This is a genomic window from Cycloclasticus sp. P1 (assembly GCF_000299965.1).
GTDB lineage: Bacteria > Pseudomonadota > Gammaproteobacteria > Methylococcales > Cycloclasticaceae > Cycloclasticus > Cycloclasticus pugetii.
The window spans coordinates 218,981-240,733 of record NC_018697.1 but is presented as its reverse complement, the minus strand read 5'-3'; the positions used below and the strand labels follow the sequence as shown (position 1 = coordinate 240,733).

Genomic DNA, 21,753 nt, shown 5'->3' with positions numbered 1-21,753 from the left:
ACTATTTTGGCTTTTTCTTAACCTTAGGAATGGTTAATCGTGTCCCAGTGCTAACACGATTAAGGTCGACCTTCGTATTGTATTGCCTTAACAACCATAACGGCACATTTTGTTGTTGCGCTAATAACCAAACAGAACTGCCGTTTTTGAGCCGTAATGTTTCTGTTTCAACAACGCTAAACCGCTTAAAAAAGTCATCCTGTATTTTTTTATGAAAAGCCAAGCGCTTGCTTTCTAATTGACGCCTGTCTACATGCGAGAAATCAAGCTTAAGTCGATCGCCCATCCTTAGCCGAGATTGAGCACTCATCTTATTAAGCTTTCTCAAGACCGTCGTTTTTAACGACAACCATTCGGAAAAATGCCCAAGCGTCTCATTACTTTGAACTTCGACAGACCCATCATCGGCCACTCGATAATTACTCGGGTCCGCTTTTAAACTGTTTTCTTCTACATGGTTTTTAGGGTTAAGGGCCTTTGCACTCGCAGCGACTGACAATACATCTGGGTTTGCTCGTATCCGCAGTTTTTGTCCTACATATAAATAATGCTTATTTTTTAATTTATTTAAAGACACAATATTCGCCTCAGACACGCCTACCCTACTTGCAATAGCTGATAAACGATCACCCTTTCTGACGGTATAAAAAATAGCATCCTGCGCTACTGGGTGTGCGCCCTTTAATTGGTTTTTCGCTATATTAGGTAACTTTAGTAGCTGACCAACACGAATCTTATGTTGACTCTTTAGCCCATTTATCGCCACTAACTGACTGGTTTTTACCTTAAAGCGTTCAGCAATTTTAGAGAGCGAATCACCTCGTTTCACCCGATATGAAACATCAGGTTTTTGTTTCATTGATTGCTCGTTAGGAGGAATTCTGGCCATTAACCCTTTAATCGACGCAGCACCCGTCTCTACCGGCACCCGAAGCTTGTAGCCCTTTGGAATATATTTATTGTTTGACCAAACGGTCGGTTGTAACGCTGGGTTCAACGATTTAAAAATATTATTGTTAATCCCAAATGCCGTCATTAAGCCTTGCGCCGAGTAATAGGATGGCAACTTAACCTCTTGAATCACCATCGGGGGGTCTCGTTGCACTTGCCCAAAATATTTTGACGGTTGCTGGTCAATATCGTGTGCAGCGACAAACGCATTATAAAAATTTCGTGAGGCAAACCCAAACGTACGGCCCTTATATTCACGCACTATTTTGGCAATATCAGTTCCCCCCGTCGCTGACACTGCGCGCCTCATACCCGCAGCGCCGTGGTTATAAGCGGTTAATGCTAGCGGCCAGGTTCCCGTAATTTTATGGTTATCTTTTAACAACAAGCCCGCTGCCCTTGTTGCCAGAAAGGGGTCTAATCGTTCATCAACGACGTGATCAATACGCATAAACCGACGCCCCGTCGAACGCGTAAATTGCCACAAACCAGCAGCTCCAGCATGCGATCTAGCATCAGAACGAAATGATGACTCAACATGCGGCAAAGCGGCCAACTCATCCGGCAAATCAAGCTTTTGAAATTCTTCCTTAATATACGGCTGCCAACGCCCTGCCCTCACCAACCCCTGCTTAAACCGATCTGCTTGCCCGAGTTGAAAGCGTAACCGGTTTGCCGCTTCTTTAAACTCTTCGCCGGTAGTACCTGTTGGCCACAAGGCTTTAATATGCCTATATCGCGCCTGATCTAGTCGTTTACTTGGGTTAGCCGCAAGGTAGAGTAAAATGTCTTGGTAGTACTTTTTCTTTTGTTTAATGGATTGTTGACGTTCTTTATAGCTTGTGCCCGGTGTAAAAGATAAGCGTTCATAAATGATATTCAACCGCTGATTGTCATGGATAAAACCTTCATCAGTCGTCACTTCTGTGTAAACTTTTAACCAAAAATTAACATCTGGCTTTAGCACATGCGGTAATGGAAATGCCTCTTGGTCTCTTGCCAATGACGTATTAGATAATAGCCCCGCCATAAGACCTGCGACTACGAGTAGGCGACGCACCCTTTGGCTTTTCGATATGTTTAAAACGGCCATATTGACCAACCAGAATCTAATGTCGACTCACAGCCTTTTAACTGTACTGAATAACGTTTCGCCTGAGCACCCACTTTTTTCGCAACACGTCGCAACCACCCCTTTGCTAAATATGTGCCACGACTGTATCCGCCGTGGCCTTCATGGTAAGCAAGATATTGTTTTTCGGCATCCCATTTTGATATCCCCAACTTTCGTTGCGACACATTGGTGTACCAGCCAATAAAATCGGCGACATCGGCAAAGTCGTCACGGTCTGCACCGTAACTATCTGTCGACTTCATATACCACTCCCAAGTTGAATCCTGCGCCTGACCATAACCATACGCACTGGATGAACGAGGTAAAGGAACAACACCCAAAAACCAATCTCTTGGAGGCTTAACATTCGATTGAAAGCGAGACTCTTGATGAATAATCGCCATTTGCACAGCTATTGGTGTGCCCCATTTTTTTTGTGCCGCTAAGGTTGCCGGGTACCAATCATCTTTTTCATAGAAAATAGCACACAGGTTTGCTTGGTTCTTAGGTGGTGTAGAGGCACAACCAAACAGTACCAGTGGCAGCAGTAGCATTAAGAACGGTTTAACCACGCCTCACTTTTTCCCAGCTATCTAGTGCGATAACAAATTTCTTTGCTGCTTGTTCCAATAAGGCCAAAAACTGCTCATGCTGACTGGTTTTTATCGCTTCCCAAGCCCGCTTTATATCCATATCTGCCTGCTCCATTATTTGCGCATCTAGCACTTGTTGGTACGCCCTATTAAGCGAGCTGATCATCATATTCAATTCAGCCTTTGCAACATTGCCTTCTGTTAACACCATCATACAAGCAGCTTCTGGGGCCTTTTGCAAGGACGTTTCACTCGACACCCCGCTCAACACAGCCCATTCATCTATATAGTAATTTTTTAACTGGTTGACCAAATGCATTAAACCCAGCATACAAGGTAAATCTTTAAAAAGCGTTGGATCGCCTCTACTAGCTGCCAACTCTGCCGCCACCTTCAATGAGGGGCCGACAATCATTTGATACTCTTCTGGACTTAGCCACTCTGGCTGTTTCTTATTCATATACTTTACTCAACGCCTTTAAATTATTGCTGCTCTTAAACACAAGCTTTTCGCTCTGTTTGTCTCACTTGCTAGCTTTATTATGACTGACTGGTTACTATATAATCTAGTCGAACGACATTAACTACCTCAACAAACTGAAGGAACAACAATGAAACACTCAACTTTACTGATCGCCGCACTGATTTCAAGCCTTTTATTCTTAACCGGTTGTGAAGAAGCCGAAAAAGCCGCCTCCAGCGCAAAAGATGCCGCTAGTAGTGCCGTTGAGTCTGCAGGTGATATGGCAAAAGATGCGGCAGATGCTACATCAGAGGCCGCTGGCTCAGCCATTGATGCAACTAAAGAGACCACATCTAGCGCAATGGAAAGTGCAAAAGAAGTAGCTACTGATGTAACTGAAGGTGCCGAAAACGCAATGGATGCAACGAAGGAAGCAGGCGCTGATATGCTTGATGCTGTTAAAGAAACAACAACTGATGCTGTAGACGCTGCTAAAGAAATGGCAAATGATGCAATGTCTCAAGCAAATGAAGCAACTAAGACGGATGCCGCAGCTGAAGAATAAGCAAACCTTCTTGGAAAAGCTAAATTAGCTGGCTTAATAACGGCCTAGCTAATTAAAAAAGCCCCTTAATAGGGGCTTTTTTATTGTTATGAAAATAAAAGACAACAAGCAAATACTCCACTTTTTAATTAACACTTCCCCCTGTCTACGCTTACTGAGTTTTTGGCATCAGCGGCAAAACGCCTCTATCACACGATAATTGCTAATTTCCAAAATAGCACAAAGCAACTTAAAACACTCAGACATCTTACTTCCAAAGTCTATCTATTTTGACTTGCTCAGTTCAACCACACCTTAAAAATCAAGGTATACTTACTTAACGGCGTAATAATTTTTATTATCTTTTCGTTGCGTTAAAAACCGAACAAAAGGAGAACTAAGTGTACAACAATAAAGTCATTTTATTAACCGGTGCTGGCAGTGGTATTGGTGCAGCAATCGCCAAAGAATTATCCGAATTAGGCGCACAACTTATTTTAGTAGGCCGAAATCAAGATAAGCTTGAAACCGTCAAACAAAATCTATCAGGCCAACACGATGTCTTGGCGGCTGACATTTCATCTTCTGAAGGCCGACAGGCCATTAAAGAACATTGTGAGCAACGAGCAGGTGGTATTGACATACTGATTAATAATGCTGGTATCAGTGCATTTACAGGCTTTGAAACCATGAGCGAAGAAAAAATTTCTTCTGTTATTCATATTAACTTAACCAGCACTATTTTATTAACACAGCAGCTATTGCCGTTATTAAAAGCTAAACCGTCTGCGCAAATTGTTAATATCGGCTCTGCTTTTGCTAGTTTGGCCTTTGCAGGCTTTACTGTATACAGCGCCAGCAAATACGGCCTAAAAGGTTTTACCGAAGCCCTCCGACGAGAACTTCACGGTGGCACGGTTGATGTGCGCTATTTCGCACCACGCGGAACTGATACACCGTTCAACGACGAGAACACCCAAGCGCTTAATGTGGCTATCAAGGCAAATATAGATACACCTGAAAAAGTAGCAACAGAGTTTGCCGACTTTCTACAAAGCAGTAAGGCTAGGCATTTTGTGGGTTGGCAAGAACGCTTATTTGGCCGCTTGAATGGGTTATTCCCTGGATTAATTGATAAGGCACTTGCTGGGCAACATCAAGCCATTATGGATTGTTTACCCCAAGCGGATAACGACAAGGGCTAAGTTTTCCAGCTCCCCTTAGCTTTAGGTATTTTTCACCTAAAGCGCGGTAACAACAGACAAGGCTCAAACCTACAACATAAAACCATTGTATATGTTGTAGTAACGAATCCGCTGTTTACAACAGCCAATAAAAAAGCCCATTAACTATGGGCTTTTTTATTTATTATGTACAAAGCAGTCTTCGATGGTCTCTAAAATGGAATGTCATCATCAAAATCATCCATCGGTGCTGTAGGTTGTGCCGGTGCTGATGCAAAATTACTCGGTTTCGAGGCCGGCGCTGCACCTGCTGGCGAAAATTCAGCCGAACCACCGCCTCGGCTGTCCAACATTTGCATTGTGCTGGCTTTAATTTCTGTAGTGTAACGGTCTTGTCCGCTTTGATCTTGCCATTTACGTGTTTGCAAAGCACCTTCTACATAAATTTTTGAGCCCTTCTTAAGGTACTCACCAACCACCTCAGCTAAACGATTAAAAAACACTACTCTATGCCACTCTGTTTGTTCTTTTTGTTCACCTGTATTTTTATCTTTCCATGATTCTGATGTTGCCACGGTAACATTGGCTACCGCACCACCACTCGGCATATAACGAATCTCAGGGTCTTTACCCAAGTTACCCACCAAAATTACTTTATTTACGCCTCTGCTTGCCATGTTGTGCTCCGTTATTCTTGCCCTCAATGGGGCGGGTTTAAAGTTTAATCTCAGCCTGTTGCTTGATTAGTTGGGATGATTGCTTCTAGTGCCAGCTCATCTAATAATTCATTATCGACCTTTAAATAAGCCGTTGAATCATCAACTGAAATACCAACATCTAGCACCCCTTTTACCGCTAATAGCTTATCAGTTATTTGCCGTGCCTGCTCGCTCGTTTCGATCTCCACGTGTTTCAACAAACTACTCATATGACGTGGGGCCTTCATGCTTAGCGCCACTATAAACCAAATAAATAAAATACCGCCACAGGCTAAAAACACGGAGGCTAAACCATAATTATTCCATACTAGCCCGCCCATTAAACCACCACAAAAAGCGCCAAAAAATTGCGAGCTGGAATAAACGCCCATCGCGGTTCCTTTTCCGCCAGCAAACGCTATTTTAGAAATCAATGACGGCAAACTCGCCTCTAACAAATTAAATGCTGTAAAAAATACAAATAAAGAACCCAGCATGCCCCAAAGATGACCACTGAACAAATACAACCCGAGGCTAGCCAATGACAAGGCCGCTACAGCGCTAACGAAAACGACTTTCATCTTACGCTTTTTTTCTGCGAGGATAATAAAGGGTAGCATTGCCACTACCGATAACCCCAACACAGGCAAGTAAACCATCCAGTGGTGATCCGCAGCGATGCCCAGCTTCCCTCGTAAAACCAGTGGAAGCACAACAAACATAGCGGTCATCACTAAATGTAAGCAAAAAATACCAAAATCAAGACGTAATAGCTGCGTATCTTTTAACACCTTACCCATCAAAGCAGGAATAGGCTCTGCATCTTTATGCACCGATAATTTTTTCGCGTCTGGCACAACGTTATGCAGGATAAATATACCCACCGTGGCCAAAATCGCTGTAAACCAGAAAATACCCTGCAAGCCAACAACCGATGCTAACAATGGCCCCAGTACCATCGCAATACCAAATGAGATACCAATGCTGATGCCTATCGTTGCCATTATTTTTGTCCGATTTTGCTCCAACGTTAAATCGGCCGCCAACGCCATAATTGCCGCAGCAACAGCGCCACTTCCCTGCAAAGCCCGGCCAAGAATAATGCCGTATATCGTTGTTGATAAGGCAGCGACAACGCTACCAGCTACAAACAGTAATAAGCCAATCGTAATAATTTTTTTACGCCCAAAGCGGTCAGACATCAAGCCAAATGGAATTTGCAATAACGCCTGCGTTAAACCATAAATACTAATCGACAAGCCCAATAGCACCGGTGTTATTCCATTAAGGTGCTCGGTATACAGGGACATTACAGGTAAAATCATAAACAAGCCGAGCATGCGCATTGAAAAAATGCCCGCCAATCCTAAGCTTGCTCTTTTCTCTTGTTCACTCATTACTGATGGTTGGCTTGAAGAATCAGCCATAATTACTTTGCCTAGCCTTTAAAAAGACGGGTATATTAACAGGTTTGGTAATTTAATTAGATACGTAAATGGACACCATTCAAATTCGTGGCGCAAGAACCCACAACTTAAAAGATATTGATCTCGACCTGCCCCGAGACAAGCTGATTGTTATTACAGGTTTATCTGGTTCTGGCAAGTCTTCTTTAGCCTTTGACACGATTTATGCAGAGGGACAACGTCGTTACGTCGAATCGCTATCCGCTTATGCTCGACAATTTTTATCGGTAATGGAAAAACCTGATGTCGACCATATTGAAGGCTTATCGCCAGCTATTTCTATTGAACAAAAATCTACCTCCCACAACCCACGTTCAACAGTCGGCACCATTACAGAAATTTACGATTACCTGCGCTTATTGTTCGCTAGAACAGGTATTCCACAATGTCCCGATCACGGTACATCACTAGAAGCGCAAACCACCACGCAAATGGTCGATGCTGTACTCGCCTTAGACCCAGAAAAACGCTGGATGCTATTAGCACCGGTGGTACAGGAACGTAAGGGTGAGCACTTTAATACCTTAAATGATCTACGTAACCAAGGTTTTATTCGCGCAAGAATTGATGGTGAAATTGTTGAATTAGACGATGCCCCACCTTTAGAGCTTAAGAAAAAGCACACCATTGAGGTCATCATTGACCGCTTTAAAATTCGCGATGATTTGTCCGTTAGATTGGCAGAATCTTTTGAAACGGCGTTAAAGCTCACCGAAGGTATCGCCGTCATCAGCAGCATGGATGACGATGAAGAAATTTTATTTTCATCGCGTTTTGCCTGCCCAACTTGTGGCTACAGCATTAGTGAATTAGAGCCTCGCTCTTTTTCCTTTAACAGTCCAAAGGGGGCTTGTTCAAGCTGTGATGGTTTAGGTATTACGCAATATATTGATGCTCAACAAGTGTTACATAGCCCTCATATTAGCCTTGCCGGTGGCGCCATCCGTGGCTGGGACAAGCGCAATATGTATTACTATCAAATGGTTATGTCGCTAGCCAAGCATTACCAATTTGATCCAGAAGAGCCCTTTAATTCATACCCAGAAGAAACCCAACATGCCATTTTATTTGGCAGTGGCGATGAGCCTATCAACTTTACAACGTTGAACAGCCGAGGCGAATCCATTAAACGCACACACCCTTTCGAAGGGGTCATTCATAGTATGGAGCGACGCTATCGTGAAACCGATTCAAACACCGTACGCGATGAACTGGCCAAATACTTATCAAGCAAGGCTTGCCCAGACTGTCAGGGCCAACGTTTAAATAAAGCCGCTCGCCATGTTTTTGTAGACACCCACACTTTACCATCAATCACAAACCTGTCTATTCGCCAATCTAGCGCCTTATTTTCCTCTTTAGAATTGGCTGGACACCGTGGCGAAATTGCTAAAAAAATCGTCAAAGAAATTAAGGCGCGTCTCGATTTCTTAATTAATGTCGGTTTAGATTACTTATCATTAGACCGAAGCGCAGACACCTTATCGGGTGGTGAAGCCCAACGAATACGCCTAGCCAGTCAAATTGGTGCTGGGCTTGTTGGCGTTATGTATGTATTAGACGAACCATCCATTGGTTTGCACCAGCGTGATAATCAACGTCTCATTAACACCCTATTTCACTTGCGTGATATAGGCAATACCGTGATTGTAGTTGAACATGATGAAGACGCCGTTTTGGCAGCTGATCATGTGGTTGATATTGGTCCTAAAGCAGGTATTCATGGTGGTAACGTTATCGCTCAAGGCACGCCTGAGGAAATCATCAACGACCCTCTTTCCATCACCGGGCAATATTTATCAGGCGCGCAATATATCGCTGTGCCCCAACAACGTCACCCCGTGGATGCCAGTAAAACACTGCGCATTAATAATGCACGCGCTAATAACCTAAAAAACATCAGTGTTGATATTCCCATCGGTTTATTTACCTGTGTTACTGGCGTATCTGGTTCGGGTAAATCAACGCTTATTAACGAAACCTTGTACCCAACGGTTGCAAAAGTACTGAATAAATCATCCTTACCTATCGCCGCTAATGACGGTGTTGATGGCCTAGAACATATTGATAAGGTCGTTGATATCGATCAAAGCCCTATAGGGCGAACACCACGTTCAAACCCGGCTACCTACACTGGGCTCTTCACCCCCATTCGTGAACTGTTTGCAGCAACCCCAGAGGCGCGGTCACGCGGCTATACGCCTGGACGATTTAGCTTTAACGTAAAAGGTGGGCGCTGCGAGACCTGCAAAGGCGATGGCGTTATTAAAGTAGAAATGCACTTTCTTGCGGATGTTTACGTCAATTGTGAGAGCTGTAAAGGTCAGCGATACGGTCGAGAAACGCTTGAAATACGCTACAAGGGTAAAACAATCCATGAGGTGCTATCAATGACGGTGGAAGATGCTTGTGGCTTTTTTGATGCGATTCCAGTTGTATCAAAAAAACTCCGCACGTTGATGGATGTCGGGCTTGGCTATATTACCTTGGGGCAAAACGCTGTCACTTTATCGGGTGGTGAGGCTCAACGCGTCAAACTATCACGTGAACTATCAAAACGTGATACCGGAAAAACTCTCTACATTCTTGACGAACCGACTACCGGTTTGCACTTTGCTGATATACAGCAGTTACTTAGCGTTTTGCATACGCTTCGTGATCACGGCAATACCCTTGTGGTTATCGAACACAATCTAGATGTTATAAAAACAGCCGATTGGATCATTGATATCGGCCCTGAAGGGGGAGATGGTGGCGGACAAGTGATTGCACAAGGCACACCTGAAGCGGTCACTCAATGTAATGAGTCTCATACAGGGTACTACCTAAAAGATTTCCTAAACAAGACTAACGATAGCCTATCGGCTTAGAAGGAATTACCTTGATTAACAAAGCCACTAAGCTTTTCCCCGTTTGGGCAATACTTTTATCAATTGTCGCCTACGCAATCCCTAGCTTATTTATACCCCTTAAACCTAGTCTCTTTTTCTTATTAGGTTTGGTAATGTTTGGCATGGGTATTAGCTTAAGAGCACATGATTTTTTACGTATTCTTAAATCGCCTAAGCCTATTATCTTCGGCTTATTATTGCAGTTTCTCTGCATGCCTTTTTTTGCTTGGGGTATATCCACTTGGTTGCAATTACCCTTAGCGCTTGCCAGCGGCATGATACTGGTCGGCGCAAGCCCAGGCGGCACCGCCTCCAATGTTATTTGTTACTTAGCAAAAGGAAATGTTGCCCTATCGATCACGATCACCACTTTTTCAACCCTACTGGCGGTGATTGCAATGCCTGCCTTAAGCCTGCTCTACCTTGGTAAACAGGTTGATGTACCGGCCATGAAAATGCTTATGGATATTGTAAAGATTATTATTTTACCGGTCACAGCTGGCATCATAGTCAACCAACTTTTTGGTCGTTTTTTAAGCTCAACCAAGCAGGTTTTCCCATTGATATCTGTTTTTGCTATCGTGCTTATTATCGCCATTATCGTTGCACTCAACCAACCTCGTTTAGGCTCTATTGGGCTGTTATTAGTGGGCGCTGTTGCTCTGCATAACGTACTGGGCCTCTTCACCGGCTACTGGCTACCCCGAGCACTTGGTATGGATCGACAAACCTGCAAAACCCTAGCCATTGAAGTTGGTATGCAAAACTCCGGTCTTGCAGCGGCGCTGGCAGTTAAATACTTTGCTCCGCTTGCGGCACTGCCCGGCGCGCTGTTTTCCTTATGGCATAATTTAACTGGATCCCTACTTGCCTCTTATTGGTCTCGCGCTAAGTAATCAGGCATAAAAAAACGCCCTCTATTTTTATAAAGGGCGTTTATCGAGATTTTAATGGTCGTCGTTACTTACTCAGCATCTGGATAAAATAGCTGCTGCCCACCTTTACGAAAATCTGCAATAATCTCTTGGCCTCTTTTACTCGTAACAAACTGAATATATTTAATCGCTAAGTCATACCTTGAGCCCGGGTGTTTTTTTGGATTAACCGCCATCACATGGTATGGGTTGAATAAATTAACATCGCCTTCAAACAACACCTTGAGGGAGATCTTATCGGCAAAAGCAATTTGCGTACCCCGGTCTGTTAAAGCGTAAGCTAGTTTTTCATTCGCTATATTAAGCACCGCGCCCATGCCTTGGCCGACATCGACATACCAGTCCCCACTGGGCGCAACACCGGCTTTCTTCCACAACAGTTTTTCTTTCTTATGTGTGCCCGAGTCATCACCTCTGGAAATAAAGCTAGCTTCTATTTCAGCAATACTACGCAAGGCCTCTTCAATTGTTTTAGAGGCTGCTATATTTGCAGGGTCACTGGTCGGGCCTACTATAACAAAGTCATTATGCATGACCGCCGAGCGATCAATGAAATCACCCGACTTGACGTAGTTCAATTCTGCCGCTGGTGCATGAGCAAACACAACATCAACATCACCTTGCGCCCCCATTGCCAATGCTTTACCAGTGCCTACAGCAATCACTTCAAGCTTAACATTGTGCTGGGTTTCAAAGACAGGGTTTAGCACCGCTAAAAGCCCCGAGTTTTCTGTGCTGGTTGTGGTCGACATTCTAAGAACATCCAATGCCGAACTGTTTGACGCAAACATCATCAGCGCGCCAACACCCATCAGCCAAAGTATTTTTACAATTTTTTTCATTATTTACCCGTTACTTATCCCGTTATAAAAAACAAGGGGCGACAAATGCGCCCCTTTGATGGCCTACCGCGTTAAAACGCCCATTGGCCACGAAGCTGCATAATATCTGCTTCTTCATTATCGTGCGCCCCACCTTCTACCTCTAGCACTTTAATATAGTTAGCAGAAAAACGTAAGCCCGCTACTGGGAACCAATTAAGGCCCAAAGTCACGTTGTCCATTTCACCACCGTTTATAGCGCCATCCATTAAATCAATGGTGCTATATCGTAACGCTAACTCCCATGCACCTATACCACCATTACCAAACGGGCTATTAGGCTTAACTGCTTTGAATTTTGCACCTTTATGCGTATATGGGCGTGTATCTTGTGTAAGGAACCAGCCTGTTTGTGCATACCAGCCATCAAATGTTAGGTCACTAGTTGTATCGCGTTCAAGCTGAGTACGAATATATTCGGCTTGGCCAGAAAACCTATTTTTAACAAGAGCTACTTCGGCACCTAATGTTAGATAGCTATCTACATCTAGCAACTTACCTGTATCCACAAAGTCCACTCCTGAGATGTTAGTTTCAGGCTGTTGTTTGAACTGAACCTCGCCTCCTCGTGTGCTGCGGTAATTTGCGGCCAAACCTAAATGAACCAACGAGCCTTTTTCATTAACTGGCATCCACGTAGAGCGCCCGCCTAACCCCCATCCCTCATCGTCTGAGCCACCATTTGTATTGGCTTTATCACCAAACACACCGAGCGCTGTTGTCCAATGTTTACGATCAATGCTACCCATAACGCCAATATGTCTACTCGCCGTAAAGGCATCAATTGAAGCTCTTTCGGTAAACTGCGTATTATTGTCGCTGATTTGATCTTGCAACATAAATGGGTCTCTAAAATGGCCGGCCTTAACGCTTAGCCCTTCAAAGTCAAACCCATTGTAACCAACCCAAATATCCGTAATCCCTTTTCGTGTATCACCTGTACCCGCAAAGTCATACTCAAACTTATAGAACCAATCTTTATTTACCGTGCCTTTAATATATAACCTTGCTCGACGTACTTTTGTACCATCGCCCAGCGTGCTACCCGCTGCCGAATCATCTTCTCCATACCAGGCAGAATCTAACTGCATGCGGCCACCAATTTGCGTGGTGAAGTTACCATCACGAGATTTAACAGCCAAGCCACCTTTATTAACATTTACTTCAACATTGGTTGCCTTATCGAGCCTTTCTTGAATGTCTTCAGTTTGCGCGATCGTTTTTTGCTCTGTTGCTTTTGCCTCAGCTAATACGCGTTGGTATTGCGCATCTGATATCGTGCCATTTTCATGCAGCAACATAAGTAGCGTTGTCAGTTCAGAGCCTGCATGAGCCGATACCGAGCCCCCCATAAAAACAGCGGCAGCTAACGCTAATTTATTTATTTTCATTGATTTTTCCTTATTATTGATTATCAAAATACCCGCTGGCATACAGCAAAACTAATGCCAGCGGGTTTGGCATACCATCAACTCATTGATTAATAAATAACTTTAAAAATTATCACTGAAACAAGCATAACAACGCACTAGACTTATGCGACACTTTGTCTCAATATAAAGAGACTTTTGACAGAATGTCTCACGACGCTATTTTCTATGACTACCCACAAATCATCGGCACTTCGTAAAGCCATTCGTGACCGCCACTCATTTTTTGGTAATAACCCACTTGTCGTTAAACTGTTGGACGACATTGATCGTGTCGCCACTAAAAACACACCTATTTTATTGGACGGCGAAACGGGTACTGGTAAAAGCCTATTAGCTAGAAAAATTCATGACCTTAGCCAACGCAAAGGTCCCTTTGTATCTATTAACTGCGCAACCTTTAGTCAACACTTATTAGAAACCGAACTATTTGGTCACGCAAAAGGCGCCTTTACAGGTGCCAAAGACGCACGAAAAGGGCTAGTCGCCACTGCACAAAATGGCACATTATTTTTAGATGAAATTGGCGAGCTGCCGCTAGATTCGCAACCCAAGCTTTTACACCTTTTAGAAGAAAAAACCATTCGCCCCGTTGGCTCCGACAAAGAATATGACACCTCTGTCCGTATCGTTGCCGCCACAAATAAACGCCTTAAAGACCTGGTTAAGCAAGGCTTATTTAGGGCTGACTTATATTACCGTTTAAGTGTCGTTCCTTTTACTGCACCGCCACTGCGTGACCGCCCAGATGATATTGAAGCGCTCACTAGCACCTTTGTTTGCCAATTGTGTGAGGAACACGAATTAACCAGCCCTCACATTTCAACTGAGTCAATCAATGCCTTACAAGCTTATGACTGGCCCGGTAATATTCGTGAACTACGCAACCATATTGAACGCTCGTTACTGCTAAGCATCCCATTACATGAAACATTACCGGTGGCTGACACTGACTCAGCGACTACAAACAAGTACTGCTTAAAATCACTTGAAAAAGAGCATATTCTTAAAGTCATTAATGAGAGTAAAGGCAACAAATCTCAAGCCGCAAAAAGCCTGGGCATCTCTCGCCGCACGCTTGATAGAAAACTTAAACGCTGGGATCAAAAAGCTGCCTAACAATATCTTTTCTATCGCCACTAGGTAGTGGTCCTTTTTCAGCGTAAAATGTCTCGCTTCATGTGAACCTCATTAACCGAAGAAAATAACTATGCGTACTAGCCAATTCCCACTCAATACCGTTAAAGAAACCCCTTCAGATGCCGAAATCGTCAGTCATCAATTAATGATTCGCGCGGGGCTTGTTCGCAAGCTAGCAGCTGGTTTATACAATTGGCTCCCCCTTGGTGTTCGCATTCTGCAAAAAGCACAGCATATTGTTCGCGAAGAAATGAACAATGCTGGTGCGTTAGAAGTCTTAATGCCGGTTGTACAGCCGTCTGAACTTTGGCAAGAATCGGGGCGTTGGGAACAATACGGCCCTGAACTAGCTCGCTTAAATGACCGACATGGCCGTGAGTTTTGCTTAGGCCCAACACATGAAGAAATTATTACCGAACTGGCCCGTAACGAAATAAAGAGTTACAAGCAATTACCGGTTAATTACTACCAAATACAAACTAAATTCCGTGATGAGATTCGGCCTCGTTTTGGCATTATGCGTTCACGCGAATTTATTATGAAAGATGCCTACTCGTTTCATATGGACGACGAGTCTTTGCAAGAAACCTATGACCGCATGTTTCAGGCCTACCATAATATTTTTACACGCCTTGGCCTAAATTTCCGCCCTGTATTGGCAGACACCGGCTCTATTGGTGGTAACGCCTCGCATGAATTTCACGTACTGGCTGATTCTGGCGAAGACGCGATTGCCTTTTCTACTGAAAGCCAATACGCCGCTAATGTAGAAAAAGCCGAGGCATTAGCACCCACAGAGCCGCGCGCCGAGGCCACTGAACAGTTAGAAAAAGTACCTACCCCAGGCCAACGCAGCATTGAAGAAATCAGCAGCTTCTTAAACGTGAGCAGCGCGCAGTGCTTAAAAAGCTTACTGGTAAAAGGAGATGACGATACTGTTGTGGCGCTTTTATTATGCGGCCACCACTCACTGAATGATATTAAAGCCGAAAAGTTAGACGGCGTAGCTTCTCCCCTAACGATGGCTAGCGATGCTGAGATTTCACAAGCTGCTGGCTGTGATGCAGGCTATATCGGCCCCATTGATTTAGACGTCCCTATGATTGTTGATCGTAGCGCAGCGACTATGGCAAATTTCATTTGTGGCGCTAACGAAAATGACATGCACTACACAGGGGTAAACTGGGGCCGCGATTTAGCAGAACCCGCTCGTATTGAAGATATTCGTCAAGTCGCCGAAGGAGATGCTAGCCCTGATGGACAAGGTACTTTGACTATTGCACGCGGCATTGAGGTTGGGCATATTTTTCAATTAGGCACTAAATACAGCGAAGCGATGAATGCTTCTGTGCTAAACGAAAACGGCAAAAACCAAGTGATGACGATGGGGTGTTATGGTATTGGCATTACCCGCGTCATTGCTGCCGCTATTGAACAAAACCATGATAATAAAGGTATTATTTGGCCCGCTGCATTAGCCCCTTTCCAAGTTGCTTTATTACCGATGAATATGCATAAGTCTGAACGCCTAAAAGCAGCGGCTGAAAAACTATACCTAGAGCTAAAAGAAGCTGGGTTTGATGTTTTATTTGATGATAGAAAAGTACGCCCCGGCTTTATGTTCTCAGATATGGAGCTTATTGGCATTCCTCACCGTATCGTGCTGGGCGATAAAGGCTTAGACAATGGCATGGTTGAATATCGTGCTAGAACAGACAGCGACAACCAAGACATACCCTTAGATCAAATTATCGCGCACCTAAAAACGGTCACTCAACAATAAACTAAACATTATGGACACTAACTTTTGGCATGAACGTTGGGCAAAAAGTGAAATTGGTTTTCACTTAAATGACGTTAACCCGTATCTTATCGAGCACTTTGCTGCACTCAAACCAAAAGCAAACGCCGCTGTTTTTGTGCCTTTGTGCGGCAAAAGCAAAGACCTTATCTGGTTAGCAGAACACGCCGAAAAAGTATTGGGCATTGAGTTAAGCAAAAAAGCCGTGGAGGACTTTTTCAAGGAAAACAATCTCACGCCTAGTATTACCCAGGGTGATCGCTTTTTAACGTATCGTTATGAAAATCTCACCATTATTTGCGGCGATTTATTCGAACTAACAGCCGACGACGTAGCTGCTTACCAGCTTGTTTACGATCGTGCGTCCTTGATTGCTTTTCCAGCGGATATGCGCGCCCGCTATGTCGAAAAACTAAATGAACTTTTACCTAATAAAACGCAGCGCCTACTCGTTACTGTTGACTACCCCCAACATGAAATGAGCGGCCCTCCCTTTTCGGTAACACCTGAAGAAGTACAGCAACATTTCTCTGCGCGTTATGAGATTCAGCGCTTAGCGTCTGAGGATATTTTAGAGCAATCAAAACGCTTCAAGGCCAAAGGCGTATCGCGCATGCTTGAACACGTTTTTTTGCTCACAGAAAAATAACCTTTTAGTCTACATCGAGCAGTTTTTCCACAATATAAACACACATGCCGCAGGCAACATTAACGCGTGTTTTTTCCCTTGCCTGCTCAAGTGTCTCAATATTGTCGGCCTTTATCCTTGTTAAAAAGTGCTTTTTGGTGACGCCCGTGCAACTGCAAATCACATCATCATCTTTAAATTCATACGCCACTTAGTGATCGTGCCCACAGCCCGATTCTGGCTCTGCCTCATAAGGGCTCTTGCGTTTTGGCGTATTCATTCGATATTGCACAAAATCTTGCAGGCTATGCTGATGCAAAAACGGGTTACCTTTTATTTGCTCTGCGATGGTTGATGTCTTTTTAACCGCATAATTATGCCCCGGCAGAATCGTCGTAGAACTTGGTAATTCCGTACGAATTTTATTCAAGGTTTTATACATTACTTCTGGGTCGCCGCCTGTGAAATCACAACGTCCACAACCAAAAACAAACATCGTATCGCCCGTTAACAAATCATCGCCTATTTGATAACACGCTGAACCGGGCGTATGCCCCGGCGTATGCAACACTTTAATACTACTATCACCCAACATAATTTCATCACCACCATAATGAATGCTCGGCGAGGCCGGGTGATCGCCCCAAAAGTCAGCTTCTTGCTTTAACAAATGTACCTGCGCATCGTACTTATCCAGCACATCACCAATACCGTTAATATGGTCATGGTGACTATGGGTTAGCAGGATATCGGTAATCTCGACTCCTTTTTGCTTAGCCAACTCTATTACCTTAGGCACATCCCAAGCCGGATCTACCACCGCTGCTCGGTTAGTTTTGTGATCGTGAATCAGATAAATAAAGTTTTCTGCAGGGCCTAGTTCTAATGCTTCTATTGAATAGTTTTTTTCAGTCATCACTCACTCCTATCATTTATGTTTTACAGCTCGCGTGTCGCACTAAAGGTTATCTCTGGCCAGCGCTCTTGTGTTAACGATAGGTTAACTCGGCTTTTCGCTAAATATACCAAATAGCCACCGCCATCTTCTGCCAAACTATCGTGCGCTTTCTTCTTAAACTCTTCAAATTTTTTCGGGTCATCACAGCTCACCCAACGAGCCGTTGTAATAGGTGCATTATCATACACACACTCTACGTTATACTCACTTTTAAGCCGTTGCGCTGTCACTTCAAACTGAAGCACACCCACTGCACCTAAAATTAAGTCATTATTCCGTAGCGGTTTAAATAACTGCGTCGCACCTTCTTCGGTTAATTGCGTCAGGCCTTTTTGTAAAGCCTTCATACGTAGCGGGTCTTTCAAAACGGCTTTACGAAAAAGCTCTGGGGCAAAATAAGGAATACCACCAAATTTTAAAGCCTCACCTTGTGTAAACGTATCACCCACTTGAATGGTGCCATGATTATGCAGCCCAATGATGTCACCGGCAAAAGCCTGTTCTACGTTTTTCCGGCTATCCGCCTGAAACGTAATGGCATTACCAACCTGAATATTCTTCTTAATACGCACATGGTTTATTTTCATACCTTGTGAATACTCACCGGAACAAATACGCATAAAGGCTATTCGATCCCGGTGCGCTGGGTCCATATTGGCTTGAACCTTAAATACAAAACCGGAAAACTTATCTTCTTCTGGCAGCACTTCACGTTCAACGGCTTGTCTTGGTTGAGGGGCTGGCGCATATTCTGCAAACGCGTCAAGCAATTCACCCACGCCAAAATTATTCACCGCCGAGCCAAAAAATACCGGCGTTTGTTTACCCGCTAAATAAGCGTCTATATCGAAAGGCGTACTGGCTTCTCGAACAAGCTCTAACTCCTCAAAAAAGTCTTCAAACTCATGGCCCATTAACTCCTTGAGCCCAGGATTATCTAGCCCTTTAAATATTTCGCCAGTGGCAATTTTACCACCATGCGTTGGGCTAAACACATGTACCTCATCCTTATAGATATGGTAAACGCCTTTAAAGCGCTTACCCATGCCTATTGGCCATGTCATTGGCGCACATTGAATTTTCAACACCGATTCAACTTCATCAATAAGCTCTAAAGGATCCCTGCCTTCCCTGTCCAACTTATTAATAAAACTAATAATGGGCGTATCACGCAAACGACACACTTCCATTAATTTAATGGTTCTGGCTTCCACCCCTTTCGCACAATCAATAACCATCAACGCAGAATCAACCGCTGTTAATGTTCGATAGGTATCTTCAGAAAAATCCTCATGCCCAGGGGTATCGAGCAGGTTCAATAATTTTTCATTATGTTCAAATTGCATCACCGAGGTAGTAATCGAAATACCCCGCTCTTGCTCCATTTCCATCCAGTCAGATGTTGCGTGCCGTGAAGCTTTTCGCCCTTTAACTGACCCTGCCACCTGAATAGCACCCCCGAACAACAACAGTTTTTCAGTCAGTGTCGTTTTACCCGCATCGGGGTGGGAGATAATGGCAAACGTTCGCCTCTTGTTGATTTCATTGACAAAATTACTATCACCCATACCTTCAAAATCCTAATTTTTACTTATTTATAAAGTTACCCCCCCCTTGGGGGACTGAAAGCGCACTATTCTACAGAATAAGCACCACGCTATACATTATTGCGCCAAAACCTTGTCCAACTCATTCAATTGCTGCCGATAAGTTTCTGGGTTTTCCGTTTTAAACTTCTCTAAGTTCAGGAGCTTCCATTTCACTGATGGAAACACCTGAAAATCATAAATCGACCAGTCTGGTTCTAAACCAGTCAGACTGAGCAAAAACGCTTTATCGCTTTCATTTAAACTGGACTGTATCGTTTCGATGAGCTGAAGCCTTGTGGCTTCATATTCATCGTAACTAAATTCTATAGCGCTCATTCCTTCAAACTGATTTTCAAACGCCATGCGCTGATCGAGCAAATGCGGATTTAGCAGCTCAAAGGTCGGGCGATTACTACTCACCAAGCCAAACAAAACCCCGCGTTTAATCTCATCGGTAAAACCTTCATTGTCTAACATAAGCTTTACATCAAATAAATCTCTTGGGTGTTGCCTATCTAAGGCTGCACAAATTTTACCGCCGTAGAGCTGCGCTAATGACACAATCGGCATCGCACAAAATACGTCAAACTGTTCTTGAGCAGCTTCACATAGCGGCGTTTTGATAGCCTCACCTATCAAGCCACGCCCCACCATATTCACTTCAATCTTGATCATCACACCATACTCATCAAGCTGAAGCTTACAGACTTTCTCTTTATGTTGAACACGAATCGATGGGCGCAAGTCTTCGATTCGTTCTTTAATCCGCATAAGGGCTGCGTTAATGCCCTCCAGTGTTTCATTGCGCTCAGCTATCTCAACGTAGGTTAAGTCGATATCAACCGATAGCCTTGGCATATCCCTGACAAAGAGATTGATTGCGGTGCCGCCATGCATGGCAAAACATGTCTCTTTGGCGACCTCTGGCAATACATCCAAAAGCAGCTTCACTTGTTTGGTGTAGGCGTTATTCATGCTTCTGCCTCTCCATTGATTGAATCAAGAGCCTTGGGAACAGTTATCTGGTATTTCGAAACATAGACACCATCGGTCACGATGGCGCGTTTGCCTGAACCCAAATCAACCTTATCAAGGTTGATATAGCTGAGCCATTCATGGCCTGCCTTATCCGCCAAATACAAAAACAGGCGCTTCACCTTCACAGAAGTACACTCTTCCAATAATTTTTGTACCGTCGCTGGGCGCAAATTATTCAAACCTTCCATCAACTCAAACACTTCCATTAGTGGCTGAGACTTTGGCGCTAAATACAAGCACTCCATCACCGCGCGTGCGGGGCTGGATATCTTTACCTTAAAACTTTTATAGTCGATCTCAACTAAACCAAGCTCAGGCGGCAAAAAGCTCGTTATCTTGCTTTCTACACTTAACCCCCAATCCCGCTTTTTAAACCAAAGTGGCAAGCTCTCGCCCTTACCACCAAAAAGCTGTGCCTTCTTGGTAGAAAGCTCCAAATAATGGGCTTTCCCCTGCAATGCCAGCGCCGTTTTAGCAGCTGGATGCACAAACAGGCCTAGCTGGGACTGCAACGCATAGATACCGCCCAGATAATCCACCTGATCACCATGACGTATCAAGGCACCTGTACCGATAGAATCAAACCACTGGCTTTTCTTGTACTGCTTTTGTAAATCGAGGCTGTAGCCCTGTGCTGTTAACCATGCCGAAGAGAGCACTATGCCTGAAGGCTGAGTGCTAAGCAGAGTGTTTAATTTTGACTCTCTTTCGGTATTCATGCTCCCAATATATCTATTTTTATAAACTAAATCAACGAAAAGGTTTATATTATCTATTATTTAGGTATTTTAAATACCTAAATATATTATTTTTTAAACAAAAAAGCGATATTGCCATCAACACTGCCAACCCTTGCAACATACTCGGCGAAAGGCTTGCTTTTGCGGCTCAGTTTGGCTCGACAAGAGATAATACAAGAGAAGAACGGGCAATCAAGGCCATAGACCTCTGAGTTCCAAAAGTGCGGTATAAAAAGTAAGCTTCTGCCACTTCAACAAGGAAGGCAAGAGCTCGCCTGTTTAATGGTTCCAGAAAAATGCACGCCCTAATAACCCGCTTCGATGGTGAAGACATTGCCGCCAAGCTCCATATCACGCCCCATTTTTTCATAGTCGATATAAAAGGCTAACTGTTCTGAGATCTGTGTGGTTTCTTCGGTCAGCTCTTCGGCATAGTCAGCCAGTGATGCATAACAACCACAATAATTTTCTTCAATGGCTTTTTGCGCATCGTCGATGCTATCGCCAAAGTGAGATAATAACTCGCCTGCAATTTCGCCATGTTCTTCAATGAAACAAGCAACATCATACGCGCGCTCAATACATTCATATTCAGACACTGAATAGCCAACAAAGCCTTCATAATCATGAATGGCATATTCTTCGGCATCGTCTTCTGGGCTATTGGCTAATAACTCATTGACTTGCTCTTGAATATTATCCAGCGCTT

At 43.9% G+C, this 21,753-nt stretch carries 20 protein-coding genes; 7 read left to right on the top strand and 13 right to left on the bottom strand.

Annotation, left to right across the window (positions count from 1 at the left end):
* Nucleotide 1 precedes the first annotated feature (1 nt).
* Genes Q91_RS01180 through Q91_RS01170 form a run of 3 tightly spaced genes read right to left on the bottom strand, consistent with a single transcriptional unit; the run spans nt 2 to nt 3,118 of the window.
* The gene (locus Q91_RS01180) at nt 2-1,981 is read right to left on the bottom strand and encodes a LysM peptidoglycan-binding domain-containing protein (RefSeq protein ID WP_015005048.1); all 1,980 of its coding nucleotides are present in this window, start codon (nt 1,979-1,981) and stop codon (nt 2-4) included.
* A gap of 50 nt (nt 1,982-2,031) precedes the next feature.
* A complete protein-coding gene (locus tag Q91_RS01175) occupies nt 2,032-2,637 on the bottom strand; it encodes a hypothetical protein (protein WP_238538344.1) in 606 nt (201 codons plus the stop codon).
* Nucleotides 2,630-3,118, bottom strand: a complete 489-nt coding sequence (locus tag Q91_RS01170; RefSeq protein ID WP_015005046.1) for a hypothetical protein — start codon at nt 3,116-3,118, stop codon at nt 2,630-2,632. Before Q91_RS01170 ends, Q91_RS01175 begins: the two co-directional genes overlap by 8 nt.
* A 151-nt stretch (nt 3,119-3,269) precedes the next feature.
* Between Q91_RS01170 and Q91_RS01165 the strand changes: the two genes are divergently transcribed.
* On the top strand, nt 3,270-3,686 hold the full coding sequence (locus Q91_RS01165; RefSeq protein WP_015005045.1) for a hypothetical protein: 417 nt from the start codon (nt 3,270-3,272) through the stop codon (nt 3,684-3,686).
* Between the two features lie 380 nt (nt 3,687-4,066).
* On the top strand, nt 4,067-4,870 hold the full coding sequence (locus Q91_RS01160; RefSeq protein WP_015005044.1) for an SDR family oxidoreductase: 804 nt from the start codon (nt 4,067-4,069) through the stop codon (nt 4,868-4,870).
* Between the two features lie 191 nt (nt 4,871-5,061).
* Here Q91_RS01160 and ssb read toward each other — a convergent pair whose 3' ends face one another.
* Both ssb and Q91_RS01150 read right to left on the bottom strand, forming a co-directional pair.
* Nucleotides 5,062-5,526, bottom strand: coding sequence for a single-stranded DNA-binding protein (ssb, locus tag Q91_RS01155; protein WP_015005043.1), 465 nt, complete (start codon nt 5,524-5,526; stop codon nt 5,062-5,064).
* 50 nt (nt 5,527-5,576) lie between these two features.
* On the bottom strand, nt 5,577-6,974 hold the full coding sequence (locus Q91_RS01150) for an MFS transporter (RefSeq protein WP_015005042.1): 1,398 nt from the start codon (nt 6,972-6,974) through the stop codon (nt 5,577-5,579).
* A gap of 68 nt (nt 6,975-7,042) precedes the next feature.
* Here Q91_RS01150 and uvrA point away from each other — a divergent pair, with 68 nt between their 5' ends.
* Both uvrA and Q91_RS01140 read left to right on the top strand, forming a co-directional pair.
* The gene (gene uvrA / locus Q91_RS01145) at nt 7,043-9,883 is read left to right on the top strand and encodes an excinuclease ABC subunit UvrA (RefSeq protein WP_015005041.1); all 2,841 of its coding nucleotides are present in this window, start codon (nt 7,043-7,045) and stop codon (nt 9,881-9,883) included.
* A gap of 11 nt (nt 9,884-9,894) precedes the next feature.
* Nucleotides 9,895-10,800 (top strand): bile acid:sodium symporter family protein, encoded by a 906-nt coding sequence (locus Q91_RS01140; RefSeq protein WP_015005040.1) that lies wholly within the window; start codon nt 9,895-9,897, stop codon nt 10,798-10,800.
* 68 nt (nt 10,801-10,868) lie between these two features.
* Here Q91_RS01140 and Q91_RS01135 read toward each other — a convergent pair whose 3' ends face one another.
* Both Q91_RS01135 and Q91_RS01130 read right to left on the bottom strand, forming a co-directional pair.
* Nucleotides 10,869-11,681 carry a substrate-binding domain-containing protein gene (locus Q91_RS01135; RefSeq protein ID WP_015005039.1) on the bottom strand — a complete coding sequence of 271 codons (813 nt, stop codon included), beginning with the start codon at nt 11,679-11,681 and terminating at the stop codon, nt 10,869-10,871.
* A gap of 71 nt (nt 11,682-11,752) precedes the next feature.
* Nucleotides 11,753-13,111, bottom strand: coding sequence for an OprO/OprP family phosphate-selective porin (locus Q91_RS01130; protein WP_015005038.1), 1,359 nt, complete (start codon nt 13,109-13,111; stop codon nt 11,753-11,755).
* Nucleotides 13,112-13,318: 207 nt separating this feature from the next.
* Here Q91_RS01130 and Q91_RS01125 point away from each other — a divergent pair, with 207 nt between their 5' ends.
* The 3 genes from Q91_RS01125 (at nt 13,319) to Q91_RS01115 (ending at nt 16,740) form a co-directional block, all read left to right on the top strand.
* Nucleotides 13,319-14,269, top strand: coding sequence for a sigma-54-dependent Fis family transcriptional regulator (locus tag Q91_RS01125; protein WP_015005037.1), 951 nt, complete (start codon nt 13,319-13,321; stop codon nt 14,267-14,269).
* A 91-nt stretch (nt 14,270-14,360) separates the two neighbouring features.
* Nucleotides 14,361-16,073 carry a proline--tRNA ligase gene (locus Q91_RS01120; RefSeq protein ID WP_015005036.1) on the top strand — a complete coding sequence of 571 codons (1,713 nt, stop codon included), beginning with the start codon at nt 14,361-14,363 and terminating at the stop codon, nt 16,071-16,073.
* A gap of 10 nt (nt 16,074-16,083) precedes the next feature.
* A complete protein-coding gene (locus Q91_RS01115; protein ID WP_015005035.1) occupies nt 16,084-16,740 on the top strand; it encodes a thiopurine S-methyltransferase in 657 nt (218 codons plus the stop codon).
* A 4-nt stretch (nt 16,741-16,744) separates the two neighbouring features.
* Here the strand turns inward: Q91_RS01115 and Q91_RS01110 are convergent, their stop codons facing one another.
* The 6 genes from Q91_RS01110 to Q91_RS01085 all read right to left on the bottom strand — a co-directional run bounded on the left by Q91_RS01110 (nt 16,745) and on the right by Q91_RS01085 (nt 21,739).
* Nucleotides 16,745-16,930 (bottom strand): (2Fe-2S)-binding protein, encoded by a 186-nt coding sequence (locus tag Q91_RS01110; protein ID WP_015005034.1) that lies wholly within the window; start codon nt 16,928-16,930, stop codon nt 16,745-16,747.
* Nucleotides 16,931-17,635 carry an MBL fold metallo-hydrolase gene (locus Q91_RS01105; RefSeq protein ID WP_015005033.1) on the bottom strand — a complete coding sequence of 235 codons (705 nt, stop codon included), beginning with the start codon at nt 17,633-17,635 and terminating at the stop codon, nt 16,931-16,933.
* Nucleotides 17,636-17,658: 23 nt separating this feature from the next.
* On the bottom strand, nt 17,659-19,245 hold the full coding sequence (locus Q91_RS01100; protein WP_015005032.1) for a peptide chain release factor 3: 1,587 nt from the start codon (nt 19,243-19,245) through the stop codon (nt 17,659-17,661).
* A 96-nt stretch (nt 19,246-19,341) separates the two neighbouring features.
* On the bottom strand, nt 19,342-20,241 hold the full coding sequence (locus tag Q91_RS01095; RefSeq protein WP_015005031.1) for a nucleotidyl transferase AbiEii/AbiGii toxin family protein: 900 nt from the start codon (nt 20,239-20,241) through the stop codon (nt 19,342-19,344).
* The gene (locus tag Q91_RS01090; RefSeq protein ID WP_015005030.1) at nt 20,238-21,023 is read right to left on the bottom strand and encodes a type IV toxin-antitoxin system AbiEi family antitoxin; all 786 of its coding nucleotides are present in this window, start codon (nt 21,021-21,023) and stop codon (nt 20,238-20,240) included. Before Q91_RS01090 ends, Q91_RS01095 begins: the two co-directional genes overlap by 4 nt.
* A gap of 326 nt (nt 21,024-21,349) precedes the next feature.
* Nucleotides 21,350-21,739 (bottom strand): antirestriction protein ArdA, encoded by a 390-nt coding sequence (locus Q91_RS01085; RefSeq protein WP_238538382.1) that lies wholly within the window; start codon nt 21,737-21,739, stop codon nt 21,350-21,352.
* Between the last annotated feature and the right edge of the window lie 14 nt (nt 21,740-21,753).